Annotated in this window: 19 protein-coding genes; 8 read left to right on the forward strand and 11 right to left on the reverse strand. The window is 71.0% G+C overall.

What is annotated here, in order from left to right; all coding sequences use genetic code 11:
- Window positions 1-65 precede the first annotated feature (65 nt).
- Together ABD932_RS28025 and ABD932_RS28030 are read left to right on the forward strand one after the other, a co-directional pair.
- Window positions 66-1,073, forward strand: a complete 1,008-nt coding sequence (locus ABD932_RS28025; RefSeq protein ID WP_345016574.1) for an NADP-dependent oxidoreductase — start codon at window positions 66-68, stop codon at window positions 1,071-1,073.
- A 26-nt stretch (window positions 1,074-1,099) separates the two neighbouring features.
- Window positions 1,100-2,152, forward strand: coding sequence for an alcohol dehydrogenase catalytic domain-containing protein (locus tag ABD932_RS28030; protein WP_345016576.1), 1,053 nt, complete (start codon window positions 1,100-1,102; stop codon window positions 2,150-2,152).
- Between the two features lie 80 nt (window positions 2,153-2,232).
- Here the strand turns inward: ABD932_RS28030 and ABD932_RS28035 are convergent, their stop codons facing one another.
- The 3 genes from ABD932_RS28035 to ABD932_RS28045 form a co-directional block, all read right to left on the reverse strand.
- Window positions 2,233-3,825: a solute symporter family protein gene (locus ABD932_RS28035; protein ID WP_345016578.1), complete on the reverse strand. Its 1,593-nt coding sequence runs from the start codon at window positions 3,823-3,825 to the stop codon at window positions 2,233-2,235.
- Window positions 3,822-4,109 (reverse strand): DUF485 domain-containing protein, encoded by a 288-nt coding sequence (locus ABD932_RS28040; RefSeq protein ID WP_345016580.1) that lies wholly within the window; start codon window positions 4,107-4,109, stop codon window positions 3,822-3,824. Before ABD932_RS28040 ends, ABD932_RS28035 begins: the two co-directional genes overlap by 4 nt.
- 356 nt (window positions 4,110-4,465) lie before the next feature.
- Entirely contained in the window at window positions 4,466-5,131 is a 666-nt protein-coding gene (locus tag ABD932_RS28045) for a TetR/AcrR family transcriptional regulator (RefSeq protein WP_345016582.1), read from the reverse strand.
- Window positions 5,132-5,315: 184 nt separating this feature from the next.
- On the opposite strand from ABD932_RS28045, the gene ABD932_RS28050 reads away from it, so the two are divergent.
- Window positions 5,316-5,921 carry a carboxymuconolactone decarboxylase family protein gene (locus ABD932_RS28050; protein ID WP_345016584.1) on the forward strand — a complete coding sequence of 202 codons (606 nt, stop codon included), beginning with the start codon at window positions 5,316-5,318 and terminating at the stop codon, window positions 5,919-5,921.
- A complete protein-coding gene (locus tag ABD932_RS28055; RefSeq protein WP_345016586.1) occupies window positions 5,914-6,717 on the forward strand; it encodes an SDR family NAD(P)-dependent oxidoreductase in 804 nt (267 codons plus the stop codon). Before ABD932_RS28050 ends, ABD932_RS28055 begins: the two co-directional genes overlap by 8 nt.
- A 76-nt stretch (window positions 6,718-6,793) precedes the next feature.
- On the opposite strand, the gene ABD932_RS28060 is transcribed toward ABD932_RS28055, so the two are convergent.
- A complete protein-coding gene (locus tag ABD932_RS28060; RefSeq protein WP_345016588.1) occupies window positions 6,794-7,453 on the reverse strand; it encodes a TetR/AcrR family transcriptional regulator in 660 nt (219 codons plus the stop codon).
- 374 nt (window positions 7,454-7,827) lie between these two features.
- On the opposite strand from ABD932_RS28060, the gene ABD932_RS28065 reads away from it, so the two are divergent.
- Window positions 7,828-9,066: a choice-of-anchor Q domain-containing protein gene (locus tag ABD932_RS28065; RefSeq protein ID WP_345016590.1), complete on the forward strand. Its 1,239-nt coding sequence runs from the start codon at window positions 7,828-7,830 to the stop codon at window positions 9,064-9,066.
- 41 nt (window positions 9,067-9,107) lie between these two features.
- A complete protein-coding gene (locus ABD932_RS28070) occupies window positions 9,108-10,772 on the forward strand; it encodes a carboxylesterase/lipase family protein (RefSeq protein WP_345016592.1) in 1,665 nt (554 codons plus the stop codon).
- Window positions 10,773-10,796: 24 nt separating this feature from the next.
- On the opposite strand, the gene ABD932_RS28075 is transcribed toward ABD932_RS28070, so the two are convergent.
- From ABD932_RS28075 to ABD932_RS28105, 7 genes are all read right to left on the reverse strand, one after another.
- A complete protein-coding gene (locus ABD932_RS28075; protein WP_345016594.1) occupies window positions 10,797-11,456 on the reverse strand; it encodes a TetR/AcrR family transcriptional regulator in 660 nt (219 codons plus the stop codon).
- Window positions 11,457-11,506: 50 nt separating this feature from the next.
- Window positions 11,507-12,304 carry a maleylpyruvate isomerase family mycothiol-dependent enzyme gene (locus tag ABD932_RS28080; RefSeq protein WP_345016596.1) on the reverse strand — a complete coding sequence of 266 codons (798 nt, stop codon included), beginning with the start codon at window positions 12,302-12,304 and terminating at the stop codon, window positions 11,507-11,509.
- A 260-nt stretch (window positions 12,305-12,564) separates the two neighbouring features.
- On the reverse strand, window positions 12,565-13,842 hold the full coding sequence (locus ABD932_RS28085; RefSeq protein ID WP_345016598.1) for an ABC transporter substrate-binding protein: 1,278 nt from the start codon (window positions 13,840-13,842) through the stop codon (window positions 12,565-12,567).
- 5 nt (window positions 13,843-13,847) lie between these two features.
- The gene (locus tag ABD932_RS28090; RefSeq protein ID WP_345016600.1) at window positions 13,848-14,963 is read right to left on the reverse strand and encodes a branched-chain amino acid ABC transporter permease; all 1,116 of its coding nucleotides are present in this window, start codon (window positions 14,961-14,963) and stop codon (window positions 13,848-13,850) included.
- A complete protein-coding gene (locus ABD932_RS28095) occupies window positions 14,960-15,850 on the reverse strand; it encodes a branched-chain amino acid ABC transporter permease (protein WP_345016601.1) in 891 nt (296 codons plus the stop codon). The genes ABD932_RS28090 and ABD932_RS28095 overlap by 4 nt, the downstream gene beginning before the upstream one ends.
- Window positions 15,847-16,659, reverse strand: coding sequence for an ABC transporter ATP-binding protein (locus ABD932_RS28100; protein WP_345016602.1), 813 nt, complete (start codon window positions 16,657-16,659; stop codon window positions 15,847-15,849). Before ABD932_RS28100 ends, ABD932_RS28095 begins: the two co-directional genes overlap by 4 nt.
- Window positions 16,656-17,414 carry an ABC transporter ATP-binding protein gene (locus ABD932_RS28105; RefSeq protein ID WP_345016604.1) on the reverse strand — a complete coding sequence of 253 codons (759 nt, stop codon included), beginning with the start codon at window positions 17,412-17,414 and terminating at the stop codon, window positions 16,656-16,658. The genes ABD932_RS28100 and ABD932_RS28105 overlap by 4 nt, the downstream gene beginning before the upstream one ends.
- A 188-nt stretch (window positions 17,415-17,602) precedes the next feature.
- Here ABD932_RS28105 and ABD932_RS28110 point away from each other — a divergent pair, with 188 nt between their 5' ends.
- Window positions 17,603-18,898: a PucR family transcriptional regulator gene (locus tag ABD932_RS28110; protein WP_345016606.1), complete on the forward strand. Its 1,296-nt coding sequence runs from the start codon at window positions 17,603-17,605 to the stop codon at window positions 18,896-18,898.
- On the forward strand, window positions 18,895-19,581 hold the full coding sequence (locus ABD932_RS28115; RefSeq protein WP_345016608.1) for a TetR/AcrR family transcriptional regulator: 687 nt from the start codon (window positions 18,895-18,897) through the stop codon (window positions 19,579-19,581). Before ABD932_RS28110 ends, ABD932_RS28115 begins: the two co-directional genes overlap by 4 nt.
- Window positions 19,582-19,626: the final 45 nt, after the last annotated feature.

A 19,626-nucleotide genomic window follows, 5' to 3' on the forward strand; every position in this document is an offset into this window, starting at 1 on the left:
GTGCATGACGACGGCGGCCTCCCGGCCGTACCGGCCCGACGCGACCGTCGAAGGAGCCGCCGGAGATGAGCAGGATCAACCGCCAGGTGCGTCTGGCCGCACGTCCCGTGGGAGAGCCGCGGCCCACCGACTGGGAGCACGTCGAGGAGCCGGCCGGGCAGCCGGGCGACGGGGAGTTCCTGGTGCAGGTGCTCTGTCTGTCGATCGACCCGGCGATGCGCGGCTGGATGAACGCGGGCAGGTCCTACATCCGCCCGGTGGAGCTCGGCGAGGTGATGCGGGCCGGTGCGGTGGGAAGGGTGATCGCCTCCCGGCACTCCGGCTTCGCGGTCGGCGACCACGTGTCGGGCTCGTTCGGCGTGCAGGAGTACTGCGTGTCGGACGGGCGCGACGTGACCAAGGTCGACCCGGCGGCCGCTCCCCTGCCGACCTATCTCGGCACGCTCGGCATGTCGGGCCTGACGGCCTACTTCGGCCTGATCGACATCGGACGTCCCGAGCCGGGCCAGACCGTCGTGGTCTCCGGGGCGGCCGGGGCCGTCGGCAGCGTCGTTGGGCAGATCGCCAAGATCCTCGGCTGCCGGGTCATCGGCATCGCCGGCGGTGCGGCCAAGTGCCGGATGGTGGTGGACGAGTTCGGGTTCGACGCCGCGATCGACTACCAGAACGAGGACATCCGCAAGGCGCTGCGCGAGCACGCCCCCGACGGCGTCGACGTGTACTTCGACAACGTGGGCGGCGACGTTCTGGACGCCGTGCTGCTGCGGCTGGCGCGCGGTGCCCGCATCGTCGTCTGCGGCGCGATCTCCCAGTACAACAGCACCAAGCCGCAAGGCCCCGCCAACTACCTGTCGCTGCTGGTGAACCGCGCCTCCATGACGGGCTTGGTGGTCTTCGACTACGCCGAACGGTACGCCGAGGGCATCGCTCACATGGCCACGTGGCGGGCGGAGGGCCGACTGAAGTCCCTGGAGGACGTGGTGTCCGGCTCGGTCGCGGACTTCCCCGAAACCCTGATGCGGCTCTTCCGTGGTGACAACCACGGCAAGCTCGTGCTGAAGATCGCGGACTGACCGGCCTGAGGGGAGGGCGAAATCCGATGAAGGCACTGACCTACCACGGCCGTCACGACATCCGCTACGGCGATGTCCCCGACCCGGCCGTCACCAGCCCCACCGACGCGGTGGTGCAGGTGACCGCGGCCGGCATCTGCGGCAGCGACCTGCACATCTACGGCGGCAACCCGTTCAGCCCGGAACTCGGCTACACGCCGGGACACGAATGCGTCGGCGTGGTCGCCGAGACCGGCGGCCAGGTCACCCGCTTCAAGCCCGGCGACCGGGTTCTGGTGCCCGCCTCTGTCGGCTGTGCGCACTGCCGGTCGTGCGCGGCCGGGTTCACCGCCCGGTGCGAGCGCGCCAAGTCGAGCACGGAGCTCTGCTACGGAGTGAGCCCGCAGCTTCCGGGCAGCCAGGCCCAGGCCCTGGCGGTGCCCTACGCCGACGTCAATCTGGTGCCGTTGCCCGAGGGCGTCTCCGACGAGGCCGCCATCGTCCTGACGGACAACGCGCCCACGGCCTGGTACGGCTGCCGCCGCGCCCGGATCCAGCCCGGCGAGACCGTCCTGGTCGTCGGCCTCGGCCCGGTCGGCCTCATGGCCGCGCAGTCCGCCTTCGCGATGGGCGCCGCGCGGGTGCTGGGCGCGGACCTGGTCGCGGAGCGCCGCGCCTTCGCCGCCACCCTGGGTGTCGAGCCGGTCGAGGGCGACGATGCGCGGGCGGCCGTACGGGAGTTGACCGGCGGACGCGGGCCGGACGCCGTGGTGGAGGCCGTGGGCTCGGACGCCACCATCGAACTCGCCCTCAAGGCCGTCCGGCAGGCCGGCCGGGTGAGTGTCATCGGGGTCAGCCAGAACAAGGCGTTCCCCTTCCACATGGGCCTGGCGCAGATCAAGGAACTGGAGTTCGCCATCGGGCTGTGCTCGGTGCACTACGAACTCCCGCCCCTGATCGCCCTCACCCAGGCCGGCCGGATCAAGCCCGAGGTCGTGGTCTCCCACCGCTTCGCCCTCTCCGAGGGTCCGGCGGCGTACGAACTGTTCGCGGGCCGCGCCGACGGCGTCCGCAAGATCCTTCTCGACCCCACCCGCTGACGCTCCTCCGACGGCCGATGGACAGGGCTGCGGGCCGCCGTGCGGCGTCCGGGCGGTCCGCAGCCGCGCCCACGCAGCCCTCAGGAGGTGTCGCTGCCTGCGAGTACGCGGCGCTCGAAGGCGGCCCGGGCGGCCGGGTGGGGCTTGTCCCTGCTCAGCACGGAGCCGAGCCATCCGAGCACAAAACCCAGGGGGATGGAGACGATGCTCGGATACTTCAGGGGGAACACGGCGAAGTCCATGTCGGGGAACAACGCCGTCGGAGTTCCGGAGACGGCGGGAGAGAGCACGGCCAGGGCCACCGAGCAGATCAGGCCCCCGTAGATGCTCCACACCGCTCCGGTGGTGGTGAAGCCCCGCCAGTACAGGCCGTACAGCAGCGCCGGGAGGACGGCTGACGCGGCGACGGCGAAGGCCAGTCCGGCGGCGAAGGAGACGTTGACGCGTGAGGCCCACAGGGCGAGGGCCGTCGCCGCGGAGCCGATCAGCACCGCGGACACCCGCGCCACCAGCACTTCCTGGGACTCGGTGGCGCGCCCCTTTCGGATGACCACTCCGTAGATGTCGTGCGCCATCGAGGTCGCCGCCGCGAGGGCGACGCCCGCCACGACGGCCAGGATCGTGGCGAACGCGACACAGGACATCACGGTGAGCAGCACCGACCCGCCGAGGGAGTCACTCAGCAGGAGGGTGGCCGTGTTCCCCGAAGTGTTCCCGTTCATGACCTCCGCGGGGCCGAGCACGGCCGCTGCGCCGAACCCCAGTACCCCGGCCGTCACACAGAAGACACATGTCAGGACGGCCGTCCATTGGACGGACCTGCGGGCGGCTCGCGCGGTGGGCACCGCGCCCAGACGCAGCAGGAGGTGCGGAAGGCCTGCGGCTCCGAGCACCGCTGCCAGTTGCAGGCTCAGCCCGTCCAGCTTGTCGGCGGTGCCGCCCTGGGACCGTGCTCCGGGCGCCAGGAAGCGCTCGCCCACGCCGCTGCGGTCGGCCGCGGCGCCGAGCAGGTCACTGGGGTTCCAACCGAACCTCGCCAGCACGAGCAGGGCGAGGAACGCGCTGGCGACGAGCAGGAAGGCGGCCTTGAAGCACTGCACCAGCGTCGCGCCGTGCATACCGCTGATGGCGACGTAGATGATCATCAGGACGCCGAGGAACAGCATCAGGAAGTTCTGGGCGACGACCCCGGAAATGCCGAGCAACGGGGCAGCGAGGGCACCGGCCCCGACCAGTTGGGCCGTCAGATAGAGCAGGGAGATCACCAACGTGGCGAGCCCCAGGGCCATGTGGACGGGACGTGGGCGCAGGTGGTGCGCAAGCACATCGCCGACCGTGTAACGGCCCGTGTTGTGAAACGGCTCGGCGATCAGCAGGAGGATCACTGCCCAGGCGACTATGGGGCCCAGCAGGTAGGGGATGCCGTCGAACCCGGCCAGGGCGATCAGCCCGGGGGTGCCCAGCAGCGTCGCGGCGGAGATGAAGTCGCCGAACAGGGCGATGCCGTTGCGCGCGGAGGACAGTCGGCGACCGCTGACGAAGAAGCGGCGGGGTGTGTCCGTCTCGGAGGCGTCCAGCAGGGAGATGAGCAGCAGACCTACGACGAAGACCGCGAAGAAGGTGATGACGACTCCGGCGTGGTTCCCCTGTGCGAGGACGGAGGCGGCGTTCAACGCTGCTCCCCTCGGGCCCCGAGGCCCGCACGGGCCCTCTCGGCAAGCGGATCCAGGGTGGTGCTCGCATAGCGCGCGTACCACCGGCAGACCGCCAGCGTGGTGCCGCACTGCAACAGCGCCAACCCCAGCCCGACATTCAGATGGCCGACCACTCTGATCGCCATCACGTCCCGCGCCGTGCTCACGAGGAGGGCGTTGAGCAGGTACAGGCCGAGCACGGCGGTGGCGACGGGAAAGACCCGGGAACGACGCGCGGCGCGCAGCTCCACGAGGGCGGTCATCGCCTCGGGCGTGGCGCTCCCTTCCGCGGGATGCCGGCCGGCGTACGCCGCCGGTCTGCTGCGTGGCGGAGGGAACCCATGGGGCGGTTCGTGGAACCCGAGGGGCGGCTCGTGCGACCCGTACACGACATCAACTCCTGAGTGCGAGCGATGGCGTCAGGCTGTACCAGTGCCGAGATCACCCGGCGGGGACTAACCGAACGCCGTTCGGTTCGGGGAGCTTAGGGTGGACCACGGCGCGGGACAAGGCGTCGGCGGCAAGTCGGCGCACGGGAAGGCACCCGGCGGCAGCGGGCGCGCCGGAGTCGCGGTTCGGCGCTTCGGATGCGGATCAGCGGCTTCGGCTCGGCCGCGGATCAGTTGCCCTGATGTGGAGTCCGCTCCTGGTCGTCGCGGGACGCGACGCGCTCGTGGAGGCGGCCGAGGCCGTCGAGGAACATCTCCAGGGCCAGTTCGAAGCTGTCCCGGTCGATGGTGTCGGCGTGGTCGGGCAGGCGGTGGGCATCCGCCAGGGACGCATACCGCTCGACGTAGACCTGTACGTCGTCGTCGAACCCGCGGGCGAAGGAGGTCATCGCCGATCCGATGACCAGGTACTTGGTCGAGGCCCCGATCATCGTGGCGTAGCGCGGGGGCCATCCGGCCGCGACCAGGCCGCCGTGCACGGCGTCGGCTCGCCGCAGCGAGGCCTCTCGGCGGGCCGGACCGTAGGCGAGGAACGGCACGATGTGGGGGTGGGCGGCGAGTGCCGCGCGGTAGGACCGGGCCCAGGAGGCCACGCCGTGCCGCCAGTCGCCGGCCTCGAAGCCGGAGACGTCCACGCCCTCCATGATCGCGTTGGCGACTTCATGGAGGACGTCGTCCTTGGTCTTGACGTGCTCGTAGAGCGAGGAGACCTGGACGCCGAGCTCCCGGGCGAGCTTGCGCATCGACAACTCGTCGAGCCCGTCACGGTCCACGATGTCCAGCGCCGTGGCGCAGATGCGCGCCCGACTGAGGATCGGTCTGGTCGGTCGGGCCATTGCTCCACCCCCGTATCGCTGCGCGCTCCGCCCTTGGTAGCGCCGTGACTCCGGCACTTACGGTACCCGTAGTCCGATAAACCGAACGACGTTCGGAAGGGGAGGCAATCGATCCGTCGAGGAGTTCGCTTGCTAAGCGTTCAGCCAGTCTCCTAGGGTGAGCCTCCGGACGTTGGAGGTCGCCATGTCACAGCGCCACGAAGCCGCCCAACAGGCCCGCCCGCGGCTGATGCCGCTCCCCGAAGAGCAGTGGGACGCACGGACCCGGAAACTGCTGGCCACCGCGGCCCTCGACCCCGGGGGCCGGATCCCGAACATCTTCACCACGCTCGTGCGCCATCCCGACCTCTACGAGCAGTTCCTGCCCTTCGGAGGCCAGTTGCTCCGCAGGGGGCGACTGCCTGAGCGGCACCGCGAGCTGCTGATCCTGCGCACCGCCTGGAACACCGGCGCCCGGTACGAGTGGGGACGGCACCTCCCCCTGGCCAAGGCCGCGGGCGTCACGGACACGGACATCGACCGCATCACCGAGGGACCGGACGCGCCCGGCTGGACGGACCTGCAGAGGCACTTGATCCTTGCGGCGGACGAGTTGAACCGCGATGCACGGATGTCCGACGCCACCTGGGAGGGCCTGGCCGAGCACTTCGGCGACGCCGAACTCATCGAGATCACCATGCTCGTGGGGCAGTACCACATGGTGGCCTTCTTCCTGAACTCCACCGGTGTGGAACTGGACCCCGGTTTCGACGGCACCGGCTTCGCGGAGGGGGACCGGACCCATGGGTGAGGGACACCTGGAGGAACCGGCCCGTCGCCTGACCGGCCGCAAAGTACTCGTGGTCGGCGCGGGCACCCGCCCCGACGACGACCCACGCGCACCTGTCGGCAACGGCCGGGCGATCGCCGTCCTCGCCGCCCGGGAGGGCGCCGACGTGGCCTGCGCCGACGTGGCCGCACCGGCCGCGGCGGCGACCGCCGAACTCGTCGGCCTCGAGGGGAGGTTGGGCGTCACCGTGGTGGGTGACGCCACGCAGGCCGAGCAGTCGGCCGCCATGGTCGCCGAGGCGGTTCACGGGCTGGGCGGGCTGGATGCGCTCGTGGTCAACGTGGGCGTGGGTCTCGGCACCGGGCTGGAGGGCTCGTCACCGGATGACTGGGACCAGGTGCTCTCCCTGAATCTGCGCGCCCCCTTTCTGGCCGCCAAGCACGCTCTTCCGGCGTTGGCCGACGGGGGCGCCGTCGTCTTCGTCGGGTCCGTCGCAGGATTGCGCGCCGCCACGAATTCGCCGGCCTACGACAGTTCCAAGGCCGGCCTGTTCGGACTCACCCGCCATGTCGCCAAGGAGGGAGGGGCTCGCCGCATCCGCGCCAACCTGGTCGTGCCCGGCCTGATCGACACACCCATGGGACGGCAGGCCTCGGCCGGGCGGGCGTCCCGGACGGCATCGTTCGAGCGGATCCCCCTGGGCCGCCAGGGCACCGCATGGGAGGTCGCGGAGGCCGTCACGTTTCTGCTCTCCGACCGCGCCTCCTACATCACCGGCCAGAGCCTGGTGGTGGACGGCGGGCTCACTGCCGTATGACGCGAGGCATCCCGGTCCCCGATCGGCCCCAGGGCCGAAAGCGGGCGGCGGCGGGCGCCGCCGGGTGACCGGAAGCTCAGGCGCCGCCCCGCGTCGAGGTGAGCCCGAGCACCAGCATCTCGTGGGCGGCCCGGCCGATGTCCGCCAGGCGGGTGCGGGCGGAGTCCAGTTGATACTGCAGGAGCACACCGCGCGCGATGCTCTCCACCAGGAACGCCTGCGCGACCGTATCCAGGTCCGGGCGGATGCTTCCGTCCGCGATCCCGCGCCGGATGTCCTCCTCGACGCCGGTCCGCACCAGACTGAGATGCTCGGCCATCAAGCCCTTGATCCCGTCGGCACTGCCGATCGCCTCGACGAGGAGCACCAACAACGCGCGCGCCCGTAGCCCCGGTTCAGGCTCTGCCAGCCGGGCGAAGAACTGGTCGAGCTTGGCCAGTACCGCTTCCAGCCCGCTCATCCGCGCGTAGCCGGGGCGCGCCCGCAGCACGTCGATGAACGTCTCGCGGATATCGGCGACCACGGCTTCGACGAGCCCGGCTTTGGAGGTGAAGTGGTAGTTCACCATGCCTCGGCTGACTCCGGCACGCTCGCCGACCTTCTTCACCGTCAGCCCGAGGTAGCCCTCCTCCGCGAGGATCTCCACCGCCGCGTTCAAGAGCCTGCGCCGGGAGGCCTCTCGCTGCTCATCGCGCTTGGTCGTGGGGCGTCCGGCTGCCGCGGTTGGTTCGCTCATCGGACCAGAAGTATGCCATCGACGGTGCGGCTCCCCGGCCCTGTGGCGGCCACCCGCCTCGACGTGCCCCGCCGACGCCTCCGCAGGCCGCAAGCGCCTCAGCCTCTCGTCGCGACCAACACCCATGGCGCTCAAGCGGCTCCTTCTCCCTCGGGTCACGACATCCCCATTCAGCCATTCCGTCGTCCGCCGATGGACGCAGGACAGTCTGAATGGAACGCTCGCTACAGACTGGGCGGTATGGAGGCGCGGCCCCGTGGCTGCGCCGACGCCATTCCCCGTACGAGCCGCCGCGCATCGCTCACCGGCACGAAGTCCTCGCAGCAGCCGAGTCCTGCCACGCCCGGATTCCTGACCCGAGAGGGGTTCACCGCATGAAGTCCTTGGCCGTCACGGCCGCAACTGCCGCCGTCCTCCTTGCCACCGGGGTGCAGCCCGTCGCCCACGCCGCCGCTCCTCCGGCCGCCGACCCTGCGGAGTTCACCGTGGACACCACGTCCGACGCGGTCGACGCCGACGCCTCGGACGGCCGGTGTCTCACCGACTCAGGCGCGTGCAGCCTGCGTGCCGCGGTGATGGCCGCCAACGCCCGGCCGGGCAGCACGATCACGCTGCCTCCCGGCCGCTACCGGTTGACGATCCCGCCCGACCCGCGGCTGATCAACGGCGACAATCCCGACCCCACCACGGGCGACCTGAACGTCGCCGCCCCCATCACGATCAAGGGCGCCGGGGCACGGACCACTGTCGTCGATGCCAACCGCCTGGACCGAGCCTTCCGTATGCAGGCGGACTCCCGGCTGTCCGATCTGACGATCACCGGAGGGGTGACCAGGCAACGCGAACTGCCCATCACCGACACCGGCGGTGGCGCGATCGCCAACGGACATCACATGACGCTGCGCCGGGTCACCGTGAGCGGCAACTCCGCCGGTTACGGCGGCGGCATCTTCAACGTCCCGGACTCCCACCTCGATCTGATCGACAGCACCGTCAGCGGGAACGTCGCGGGAGAGGCCGGAGGCATCAGGTTCGACGACACCGGCACCGTGACCAACTCGACGATCGCGGACAACCGGGTGACGAACCCCGGCGACCGCCCCGGCAGCCTCGCCGGTTACGGCGGAGGCATCGACATCCGCGGGAGGGGACCCGTGGAGATCCTCAACTCGACCATCACCGGGAACCGTTCCAGCGATGGCGGCGGTGGGATCAACATCGCCCCCGCCTACCTCGACAGCCTGCCCTCCCCGATCCCCGACATCATCGACCTGCCCCTGGGGCGCATGATGCTGCGCAACTCCATCATCGCGGGCAACACCGTCGACGGCGCACCAGCCGACTGCAAGAAGGCTTTCGCCACCATCGCGTCGCAGGGCAACAACCTCGACGGCGACGGCAGTTGCCGACTCACCGGGGCAGGCGATCTGCCCAGCCGCGCCCCGCTGATCGGACCGCTCGCGGACAACGGCGGCCCCACCGACACCGTGGCGCTGCTGCCCGGCAGCCCCGCTCTGGACGCGGCCGACGGCTGCCCGGCCACCGATCAGCGCGGCGTCGCGCGCCCCCAGGGCGCCGCCTGCGACATCGGCGCCTACGAGCGAACGCCATGACGCTCACCCCCGCCCCCACACACCGGCACCTGGAGCGACGGATGAGACCCCTGAGCCTGCGGCACCCCACGCTTGCCCGCGCCACAGCCGCCTTCGCGGCCCTGCTCCTGTCACTGACCGTTCTCCCGCTAACCGCCCGCGCCCATTCCGGCGCCGACTCCTTGCTCGTGCGCACCGACCGGGGCTGGGTGCGCGGCACGGCCGCCCGCGACGGCGGGCGGGTCTTCCACGGGATCCCGTTCGCCGCCCCGCCGACCGGTGAGCTGCGCTGGCGTCCGCCGCGATCCGCGCCGCGGTGGTCCGGCGTACGGGACACCACCGCACCGGCCCACCCCTGCCCCCAGTTACCGCTGACGCTGCTCCCCGACGGCGGCCCCGTCCTGCCCGGCGAGTCCAACCGCACCGGCAGCACGGTGGAGGACTGCCTGTACCTCAATGTCCGGACACCCGCCCGCACCGACGGCCGGCCTCTCCCGGTGCTGGTGTGGCTGCACGGCGGAGGCAACACGTACGGCGCGGGCAGCGACTACGACAGTGCCGCGCTGGCCGCGCGGGGTGTGGTCGTGGTGACGGTCAACTACCGCCTCGGCGCACTGGGGTTCATGGCCCACCCCGCCCTGTCGGCCGAGAGCACGGAGCACGCCTCCGGCGACTACGGCCTGATGGACCAGCAGGCCGCGCTGCACTGGGTACGGCGCAACATCGGCGCCTTCGGCGGCGACCGGAACCGGGTGACGCTCGGCGGCCAGTCCGCCGGATCGGCGGACACCTGCCTCCACATCGCCTCGCCGACCGCGAAAGGCCTGTTCCACCGGGCGATCCAGCAGAGCGGATCCTGCGCCGCGGACGGCGCTCTGACGCCGCTCACACTCGCCGCGGCCGAGCGGAAGGGAAGCGACTTCGCGACCTCGGTCGGCTGCACCGACCCGACGACCGCGGCGAGCTGCCTGCGCGCCGTCCCCACCACCGACCTCATCCGCGCCACGGGGACAGGGACCGCCTCCCTGTGGACCCCGAACACCGGTCCCCGTGTCCTCCCCCGCCCTCCGCGCACGGCCTGGGCCGAGGGACGAGTGAACGCGGTCCCGACGCTGAGCGGCAGCACTCATGACGAATACCGCTACTTCACCGCGCTGTACGTGGATCTGCTCGGCGGCGGCCCACTGACCCCCGAGTCGTACGCCGCCCTCATCAGGCTCCAGCACGGCAACCGAGCGGCCGCGGTCCTGGACACGTACCCTGCCTCGGCGTATCCGTCCCCCAACCTGGCCTACTCCGCCGTCGGCACCGACCAGCGGTTCGCCTGCCCGGCACGGGCCGACAGCCGGCTCTACGACAGCCGGGTGCCCGTCTACGCCTACGAGTTCCACGACGCCCAGGCACCCCCGTTCATCCCGGCACCGCACACACCGCAGGGCGCCTTCCACGCCTCCGAACTGGCCTATCTCTTCCCCACGAACGCGCTGGCGCCCCTGACGCCCGCCCAGCGGCGGCTGTCCGCCACGATGACCGCCTACTGGGCCCGCTTCGTGGCCACCGGCGACCCCAACACGCCTGGGGCTCCGCCCTGGCCGCGCTACACGGCCGCCGGGGACCGTATCCAAGTGCTGGCACCGGACCAGGTCGGACCCACCACCGGGTTCGCAGCCGACCACCACTGCCCGTTCTGGCAGCCCGCCCCGGATTTCCGAGGAGCCGTGCGATGAGGCCGCGCGGCGGCTACCGGGGCGTCATTCCCCGGTCGTGACGGGGTCGGAGGGGGCGTCCTCGCCAGGGACGCCCCGCACCGGAACACCGTGGTGGGTCGCCAGCGCCAGCAACGCCACGCGCAACGGTCCGGTCTCCAGGACGGTGTCCGGATCGAACCAACGGGCCACCGCGGTTCCGCTCGCCATCCTCAGGGTGAAGCGTGCCAACTCGTCCGCCACCTCGGGGCGGTCACGCAGTGCGAAGACGGAACTCACCGAATCCCGGGCCCAGGCCAGCAGCGCGTCGCGGTACTGATACACCTCGGCCGCGGCCGCCGCACTGGCGTCCTGCTGCACCATGCCCAGCCCCAACAGCAGCTTCACACCTCGCGGATGGCGCCGGAACGCGTCCTCGACCTGAGTGAGAAAGGTGTCCAGACGCTGCGCGACGCCGGCGCCGGGCACCTCGGCCGGGGGCAGGGCCGCCAGCAGCGCGGTCCTGGCGCGTTCCAGCACCGCGACGTAGATCCCGTCCTTGCTGCGGAAGTGCCAGTAGATGGAGCTGACCGGCAGACCGCATGCGGCGGAGATCATCGAGATGGAGGTGGCGGCGTAGCCGTGACGCGACATCAGGTCGCCGGCGGTGTCGAGTATCGCGTCGCGGGACCGCGCGCCGCGGTCCAGGGCCGGTGCCTCCGTCATGGGGCCGACTCTAAGGGAAGCCCAGGCCTACGGTGCCTCGGACCCATGGGTCAGAAGGCGGAGTTGGCGAACCAGTCGGCCAGCAGGTGCTCGTCCCCGTCGTGAGCGAAGGCTTCTGCCGCGTAGGGCAGGCGGCCGTAAACGAGCAGGAGCAGGTCGGCCGCGGTTCCCCGGACGGTGGCATCAGCGGTGTCCGTGGCCGGGTGGGCGGTGTCCAGTCCGAAGCCGTCGGGCCGCAGGCGAACGAGCCAGGCGTCGTCTCCGTCGGTCGTGTGGAAGCGGATGGTCTTGTCGGGGCCGCACAGGTTGGCCACCTTGGGGGCGAAGAAGGTGGCGAAGGGCAGGTTGACGAGGAACTCGTCGATCCCGTCGACGGCGAGCGGGCGGTCGATGACGGGCCGCAGGCCCAGTGCGAGCTCGGCGTCGGCCCGGTGCAGCAGGGTCTCGAAGAGCATGCGGCGTGCCCAGAAGCGGGCGTGCTGGTCGACGCCCCACGCCCACATCGGCAGGTCGGGATCGGTGGCTGCGAAGGCGTCGGCGGCCACGGTCGCGCTCTCGGCCAGCCAGTCGGCGTATCCGTCCTCCTGCCCCGGCAGCCGCAGATCCACCTCCCGCTTGCGCGGGGGTTCCTGGATGCGCGCCCGCAGCAGGGACGAGAACCAGCGCTGGACACTGCCCGTGTGCTTGACCAGGTCGGCGAGCGTCCAGTCGGGGCAGCTGGGCACCGCGGTGGCCAGGTCGGCGTCCTTGACCACTGCGACGAACCGGGCCGTCTCCGACGCGACGGCCGTGCGGTGGTCGACCGGCGTGAGAACGGATGCGTGGCCGGTGTGGTCGTACGTGTTCATCGTGACGGGCCTTTCGGAGAAGCTGCGGGGTCAGCCGGACGGACGGGCCATACGAGGCGCATCCGCCGGCGAGTGAGCCCTCGACGAACTACTTGCGAACGTCGAAGCTTGATAACTTCAAGCAACGGCGAGACCGTAGCCTCCGATATTTGAGGTAGTCAAGTTTTCGGGCGCCGGGTGACGTGCATGGCGCTCCCCAGCGTTCAGGGGCGGGGGCGGTTCCAGGGGACTGGGCATCGACCGGGACCGCCCCCGCCGGCTCACTTGGTCGGCGCGCCGAACTCCTTGCGGGTGTCCACCGGCTCGCCGAACAGCTGCCACCGCTCGCCCTTGAACTGCATGAGCTGCATCGTCTCGAGCGGGAAGGCGTCGTCGGACCCCGTGGAGAGGGTGACTCCGGGCAGCAGCATGTCCACCTTGACGTCCTTCAGGTTGCGCACCGCGTCCCGCAACCCTTCCCTGGTCGGGCACCTCATCGCGTCCAGGGCCTTGTGCAGGCTGGAGGCGACGGCCCAGCCGTAGGCGTTGAGCTGGTTGGCCGGGTCGGAGTCGGGCGCGTACTTGTGCAGCGCTTCCTTGTACGTCTTCATCTCGGCGTCCTCGGCCCACTGCGGGTCGGCGGGGTCCTTGAAGTAGGTCGCCGAGACCACGTCCTGGACGTTCTTGAACCCGACGGGCTTGAGCACGGTGGTGGACGCGGACACGGCGTTGACGATGTGCAGCGGGTTCCACTTGGTGTTCTTGGCGTCGGCGGCGAGGGCCTGGCTGCCGAACTTCGGCGTGGTGATGTCGAGCAGTACATTCGCCTTGGAGCGGGCGAGACTTGTCATCTGGGCCGAGACGGAGGGGTCCGTGACCTCGTAGCTCTCCTCGGCCACCACCTTGATGCCGCTGTCGGCGACGGCCTCCTTGAACCCGCCGAGCAGGTCCTTGCCGAAGTCGTCGTTCTGGTACAGGACGGCGACCTTGGCCTTCGGCTTCTCCTCCTTCAGGTACTTCGCGTAGACCCGCGCCTCGGCCACGTAGTTGGGCTGCCAGCCGGTGGTCCAGGGGTGCTTGTCGTCCGTACCCCAGACGGAGGCGCCGGTGGCGACGAAGGGCTGGGGCACCTTCCGCTTGTTGAGGTAGTCCCACACCGCTGCCGTGGAGGGGGTGCCCAGGGTCTGGAAGACGGCGAAGACCTTCTCCTGCTCGACGAGTCTGCGCGCCTCCTCGACCGCCTTGGGCGGCTGGTAGCCGTCGTCGCGGACGACGAACTCCACGGTGCGGCCGTCGATGCCGCCCTTGCCGTTGACGTGCTTGAAGTAGGTGCTCACGCCGTCGCTGATCGCACCGTACGCGGAGGCCGGTCCCGAGAGCGGGTAGATGCCGCCCAGCTTGATGGTCTTGTCGGTGATGCCGGTGGTCTGCTGGCCCCGGCAGGCGCCGTCGGCGGCGGCTTCCTTGTCGTCCTGCCCGCGCTGGCTGTTGCAGGCGGTGGCGAGGAGCAGGGCGGCGGACGCGGCCGCGGTCGCCCGCAGAACGGTCGTCTTGCGCATGTGAATCATTCCTTTTCCGTGCGGGGCGGTGCGCCCACGGGTTCGGCATCGACAGGTGCGGGATCCGCCGGGGTGGGGGGCGCGGAGGAAGGGTCGGATTCGGAGGTCCGCACGGCGGCGGGGGGTCTGGTGCGGGTGAGGAGACGGGTGACCACGCCCCGGACGCGGCGGCCCACCAGACCGGCCAGTCCCGTCGGGGCCACGAACATCACCGCGATGATCAGCAGGCCGAACACCACACCGGGCGCCGCGTCACTGATGTCCTGGGCCACGCTCGGCACGTACATCACGAACGCCGCCCCGAGCAGCGGTCCGTACAGCGAGGCGAGTCCTCCGACCACCAGGCCGGCCAGCAGCGTGATCGACAGGACGAAACTGAAGGAGTCGGGCGAGACGAAGCCGATCACCCAGGTGTACACGCACCCGGCGACACCCGCGAACATCGCGCTCCAGGCGAAGGCGAGGGTCTTGTGCAGGGACAGCCGCACGCCCATGACCTCGGCGGCGCTCTCGTTGTCCCGCACGGCGAGCAGTGCCCGGCCGACCCGGGAGCGCAGCAGGTTGCGGGCGAGCAGCAGCGCCACCGCGGTGACGGCGAGGACGACGAAGTACATCCACTGGTCCTCGGCCAGCCCGCTCCACGCGGGTGGCTGCAGCTTGTCCACGGTCAGGCCCATGGAGCCGCCGGTGACCGGTTCGAGCCGCTTGAGCAGCGGCGGCAGGAACACCGCGAACGAGAGGGTGACCAGAGCCAGGTACAGCCCGCGCAGCCGCAGAGCGGGCACACCGAACCCGAGGCCCAGAAGGAAGCATCCGGCGGCCGCGACGGGCAGCGTGGTCAGGTGGCCGGTGTCGTACCGGTCGAGCATGACCGCCGCCGTGTAGGCGCCCGCCGCGAAGAAGGCGCCGTGCCCGAGCGAGATCTGCCCGCCGAAGCCGACCAGCAGGTTCAGTCCGGCCAGCGCCACGGCGTACAGCAGCACCATGGTGAGCTGGAAGACCTGGAAGGGGGCGAAGTAGAACGGTGCGCCGACGACGGCGGCCGCCGCGAGCAGCGCGGTGAGCGCGGCCCGCAGGCGCCGGGCGCGGTCGGTGCCGAGTGTTGCGACGATCGTGCTCATGCGCGCTCCACCGCCGCCCGTCCGAACAGACCCTGGGGCCGCACCAGCAGCACCGCCAGGATGATCACCAGAGGTACGCCCACCTTGAGATCGGCCCCGATCACATCCACGTAAGCCCCGGCCAGCGTCTCGGCGACGCCCACGAGCAGGCCGCCGACAACGGCGCCGACCGGGCTGTCGAAGCCTCCGAGGGTGGCCGCGGCGAACGCGTAGATCAGCACTCCGCCCATCATGTTGGGCTCCAGGAACAGCACCGGGGCGACGAGCACGCCCGACACCGCGCCGACCGTCGCGGCCAGCCCCCAGCCGAGCATCAGCACCCGGCCCACCCGGATGCCCGACAGCCGGGCGGAGGCGGGGTTGCAGGCGACCGCCCGCATCACCAGGCCGATGGAGGTGTGCTGGAACAGCAGGTACAGCAGGCCCATCACGACGGCCACCACCCCGATGATCCCGAGCGTCGACCAGTCCACCCGCACCCCGGCCAGGTCGATCCCGCCGTCGGGGAACTGCTGCGGGAAGTCCTTCACGGTGAACGACCAGATCAGACCGGCCGTCGCGTTGACGAAGATGAACAGTCCGACCGTGACGATGACCGTCGTCAGCTCTGGGGCGGCCTGCACGGGACGGATGACGATCCGTTCGATGAGCATGCCGCCGGCGAACGACACCGCCAGGGTGACCGGCAGCGCCAGCCAGAACGGCATCCCGGACGCCACGAGCTGCCAGGCCACATAGGTGGAGATCATGGCGAGCTCGCCCTGGGCGAAGTTCACGATCCCGGTGAACCGGTGGATCAGCACCAGGGCCAGCGCCAGGCTGGCGTAGACGGCGCCGGAGCCGACCCCTTCCACCACTTGCTGGAGCACTTCGATCACGGCGCTCACCCGCCCGTCCCCGCGCGGACGGAGACACCGAGGTACACCTCGGCGACCTGACCGTCCTCGCGGATCTGTGCGGCAGGCCCGGACAGCACCAGGCGGCCCGCCTCCAGGACGTGGGCCCGGTGCGCGACATCCAGCGCGAGTTGGGCGTTCTGCTCGACGACGATCACGGTGGTGCGTTCCTCCTCGTTCACGGCACGGACGATCTCGAACAGCTCGCGCGTGACCAGCGGAGCGAGCCCCAGCGACGGCTCGTCGAGAAGGAGCAGCGAGGGCCGCAGCATCAGCGCCCTGCCGATGGCGAGCATCTGCTGCTCGCCGCCGCTGAGACTGCCGGCGGCCTGACGGGACCGGTCGCGCAGCTTGGGGAAGTAGCCGTAGATGCGTTCCAGGTCGGCCGCCACGGCCGCGCGCTCGGCGCGGCCCCGCCGCCAGTGGCTGGTATGCAGGTGGGCGCCGATGCGCAGGTTCTCCTCGACGGTCAGGTCGTTGAAGGTGCCCCGGCCCTCGGGCACGTGCGCCACGCCGAGCCGGGCGGCCTGCTCGGGTGACCGGCCCAGGAGCTCCGTACCGTTGAAGGTCACCGAGCCGCGCCCGCGGACCATGCCGCACAGGGCCCGCAGGGTTGTCGTCTTGCCCGCGCCGTTGGGTCCGAGGACCGCACACACTTCGCCGCGTGCCACGGTGAAGTCCAGGCCCTGCAGCACGCGGGCCTGGCCGTAGCCGGCGTGCAGGTCGGACACCTTCAGGAAGTCCGGCTCCGCCGGCGTTTCCCCGGCCTCGGTGGGGTCGGTGGTCGGCTGCTCGCTCATGCGGCCACCCCCAGGTACGCCTCGATGACCGCAGGGTCGCGCTGGATCTCCTCCGGCGGTCCCTCGGCGATCTTGCGCCCGAAGTCGAGGCACACCACCTTGTCGCACAGGCCCATCACGAACCCCATGTGGTGTTCGACCACGACGAGCGTCAGATCGAAGTCCTCGCGCACCGCCCGGACCAGATCCGCGAATTCGTCGACCTCGCCGTGGCTGAGACCGTTGACGGGTTCGTCGAGCAGCAGCAGCCGGGGGCGTACCGCGAGCGCCCGGGCGAGTTCGACGCGTTTGAGGGTCCCGAACGGCAGCCCCGAGGCGGGGTGGTCGGCGACGTCCGCCAGGCCGAGCCGCCGCAGGATGTCGTCCGCCTGGTCACGCAGTTCCCTCTCCTCCCGCCGGACGTGGGGCAGCCGGAGCGCCGCGGCGAAGTGTCCGGCGCGCCCCCGGTGGTGGGCGCCGACCATGACGTTCTCCCGGACCGTGAGCCGCGGGAACAGACCCAGGTTCTGGAAGGTGCGGGCGATGCCACGCCCGGCCACGGAGTGCGGCGCGAGGGCGAGCAGATCCTTGTCCTCGAACCGGACCGTCCCCGCATCGGGGGTGCAGCGCCTGGTGAGGCAGTTGAACAACGTGGTCTTGCCGGCTCCGTTCGGTCCGATGAGCCCCACGGCGGTGCCCGGCTCGACGGTGAACGCGACACCGTCCAGTGCCGTGATCCCGCCGAAACGCACGCTGATACCGTCGACCGCGAGCATGAGTGACGCCCCTTCCGATGTGCTGGGGGGTGAGCGAGCGTCACAGTAGGTGGGGGCCTTCCAGGCGCACATTGGGTGCGAGCACCCAACTTCACGGCCACTGACTTGTGCGCCGCGCCCAATGCCCCGGACATCTCCCCCGCCGGACCTGTTGACGTGACACGAGGCGGCGAGCGACGATCTGCGCCATGCCTGACGGTCCCGCCCTGGGCGCCTCCGCACTCTCCGAACCGCTCAGCCGGGAGCGGCACCGGATCCTGCACGCCGTGCAGGACCGGCTCGAGGAGATCGCGAAGACCACCGTCGCGGTGATGCGCACGGAGATCCCGTCGTACGCCCTGCAGGACGAGCGGTTCTTCGACGACGTACGGGACCAGGTGCTCACGCACTACCGGATGCAGCTGGCGGCGCTGGCCGGCGACCGCGACATCGCCCCCGAGGACCTGGTCTTCAGCCGCGCCGCGGCCATGCGCAGGGCACGCGCGGGGTTCGCCCTGGAGGACTGGATCAGCGCCTTCCGGGTGGGCCGCCAGGTGCTGTGGGACGCGCTGCTGGACTGCGCGGGCCCGTCCGCCGAGGCACAACAGGCCGCGCTGTCACTCGTCACACCGCTGATGCGGTACGTCGACTACGCCAGCACCCATGCCGCGCAGGCCTATGTCGAGTACAAACAGCACGTGGTCGCGGACGCCGACCGCGAGCGCCGGGACCTTTTGGACCAGCTCCTGTCCGGCGGGGCACCGACGCACGGCCCCCTCTTCGCCGCGGCACAGGCGTACGGCATCGGGCCGCACTCGCCGATGATGGCGGTCGTGGCCGTGTGCGTCGACGACACCCTCAGCGGCGACCCCACCTCCGCCGAGCACGGCTACGCGACCAGCGCCTCCATCAGCATCGCCGGGCCCTGGGCCGGCCGAACCCTGGTCGTCGTCCGCCACGGCGAGGTGGTGGCCGTACCCGTGGTCCGCACCGGCATGGACGCGGACGACATCTGCGCTCACTTCGAGGCCGTGCAGCGGCGGCTCGCACGAGAGGGAACCAAGCTCGCCATGGGCATCAGCACCGTGGCCCAGGGCGCCGGTGAACTGCCGCGCGCCTACGAGGAGGCCCGGGCCGCCCTCGACCTGGTGTCGCACGAAGGCGGGGTGGCGGCGCTGCCACGTCTGTCTCCCTTCGACTACCTGGCGCTGCGCGCCGACGACCTCGCCCGCCAGCTGGTCGATCACCGAGTGCGTGCACTGCTCGAAGAGGACCGAAGACGGGGCGACCCGCTGGCGGCCACCATCCGGGCCTTCGCCGAAGCGGATCTCAACCTGCGGCTGGCCGCCGACCGGCTGCGGGTGCACCACAACACGGCGCACTACCGGTTGCGCCGGATCGAGGAACGCACCGGGCGCAATCCGCGCCGGATCGCCGACCTCCTGGAACTGCTGGTCGCCCTCGCCATCCGCGACGGCGCCGGGGAAGACGGAGATCACCAGTGAGCGGAATCCTGGAGCCGGCCGAGGCGCAGACGCCGCATCAGCAGCATGACGGGAAGGCGAGGACGCGCCCGCCGGAAGCGCCCGCCGGTCGGGACGGCACCGTCCGGCATGCCCTGCTGAACGCCGCGCTGGAGGTGTTCATCGAGCGCGGTTACACCGAGGCCGGCCTCAACGAGATCGCGACCCGCTCCCGCATCCCGCTGGGCAGCCTCTTCCAGCACTACGGCGGAAAGCGCGGCCTGTACCTCGCCCTCTGGGAGGAGTTCCGGGAGGAGCAGGAGCGCCGGACCGCGGCCACGCTGGCCGCCGAGCGTGACCGTGGCGTGGACGATCCCATCGCCCTCTTCGTCGCGGGAGCCAGGGCCTACCTGGAGGGTGCCTGGGACAACCGGCGCCTCGCCGTGCTCCTCGTGGAGGACGACGGCCCCGCCGGCATCGATGCGCTTCGCCGCCAGTGGGACCGCGCGTGGGTACGGCGCAACGCCCGGCTCCTGGAGGTGGACGAGAAGCGACGTGTCGGCCGGGTTCGGGTGAGAGTGCTGACCACCGTGATCGGCGGGGCGGCGCGCGAGCTGGGCGACTGCGAGGACGAGCGGGAGGCCCGGGAGATCGTGGACGAGGTGTGCGGCATCCTCACCCACCTGTCGGCTCCGCCCGACGCACGCCCCGCCACCTCGCCATAGACCACCACCGTGATGGCCGGAGGCGGTCGGGCCGACAAGGCCCGC

This window comes from Streptomyces shaanxiensis (assembly GCF_039537145.1).
GTDB lineage: Bacteria > Actinomycetota > Actinomycetes > Streptomycetales > Streptomycetaceae > Streptomyces > Streptomyces shaanxiensis.

What these genes read in the sequence shown, in the direction of transcription:
- ABD932_RS28025 (WP_345016574.1), top strand. Translation starts at nt 66, where the DNA reads ATGAGCAGGATCAACCGCCAGGTGCGTCTGGCCGCACGTCCCGTGGGA.
- ABD932_RS28030 (WP_345016576.1), top strand. Translation starts at nt 1,100, where the DNA reads ATGAAGGCACTGACCTACCACGGCCGTCACGACATCCGCTACGGCGAT.
- ABD932_RS28040 (WP_345016580.1), bottom strand. Translation starts at nt 4,109, where the DNA reads ATGACCGCCCTCGTGGAGCTGCGCGCCGCGCGTCGTTCCCGGGTCTTT.
- ABD932_RS28045 (WP_345016582.1), bottom strand. Translation starts at nt 5,131, where the DNA reads ATGGCCCGACCGACCAGACCGATCCTCAGTCGGGCGCGCATCTGCGCC.
- ABD932_RS28050 (WP_345016584.1), top strand. Translation starts at nt 5,316, where the DNA reads ATGTCACAGCGCCACGAAGCCGCCCAACAGGCCCGCCCGCGGCTGATG.
- ABD932_RS28055 (WP_345016586.1), top strand. Translation starts at nt 5,914, where the DNA reads ATGGGTGAGGGACACCTGGAGGAACCGGCCCGTCGCCTGACCGGCCGC.
- ABD932_RS28060 (WP_345016588.1), bottom strand. Translation starts at nt 7,453, where the DNA reads ATGAGCGAACCAACCGCGGCAGCCGGACGCCCCACGACCAAGCGCGAT.
- ABD932_RS28065 (WP_345016590.1), top strand. Translation starts at nt 7,828, where the DNA reads ATGAAGTCCTTGGCCGTCACGGCCGCAACTGCCGCCGTCCTCCTTGCC.
- ABD932_RS28070 (WP_345016592.1), top strand. Translation starts at nt 9,108, where the DNA reads ATGAGACCCCTGAGCCTGCGGCACCCCACGCTTGCCCGCGCCACAGCC.
- ABD932_RS28075 (WP_345016594.1), bottom strand. Translation starts at nt 11,456, where the DNA reads ATGACGGAGGCACCGGCCCTGGACCGCGGCGCGCGGTCCCGCGACGCG.
- ABD932_RS28080 (WP_345016596.1), bottom strand. Translation starts at nt 12,304, where the DNA reads ATGAACACGTACGACCACACCGGCCACGCATCCGTTCTCACGCCGGTC.
- ABD932_RS28085 (WP_345016598.1), bottom strand. Translation starts at nt 13,842, where the DNA reads ATGCGCAAGACGACCGTTCTGCGGGCGACCGCGGCCGCGTCCGCCGCC.
- ABD932_RS28090 (WP_345016600.1), bottom strand. Translation starts at nt 14,963, where the DNA reads ATGAGCACGATCGTCGCAACACTCGGCACCGACCGCGCCCGGCGCCTG.
- ABD932_RS28100 (WP_345016602.1), bottom strand. Translation starts at nt 16,659, where the DNA reads ATGAGCGAGCAGCCGACCACCGACCCCACCGAGGCCGGGGAAACGCCG.
- ABD932_RS28105 (WP_345016604.1), bottom strand. Translation starts at nt 17,414, where the DNA reads ATGCTCGCGGTCGACGGTATCAGCGTGCGTTTCGGCGGGATCACGGCA.
- ABD932_RS28110 (WP_345016606.1), top strand. Translation starts at nt 17,603, where the DNA reads ATGCCTGACGGTCCCGCCCTGGGCGCCTCCGCACTCTCCGAACCGCTC.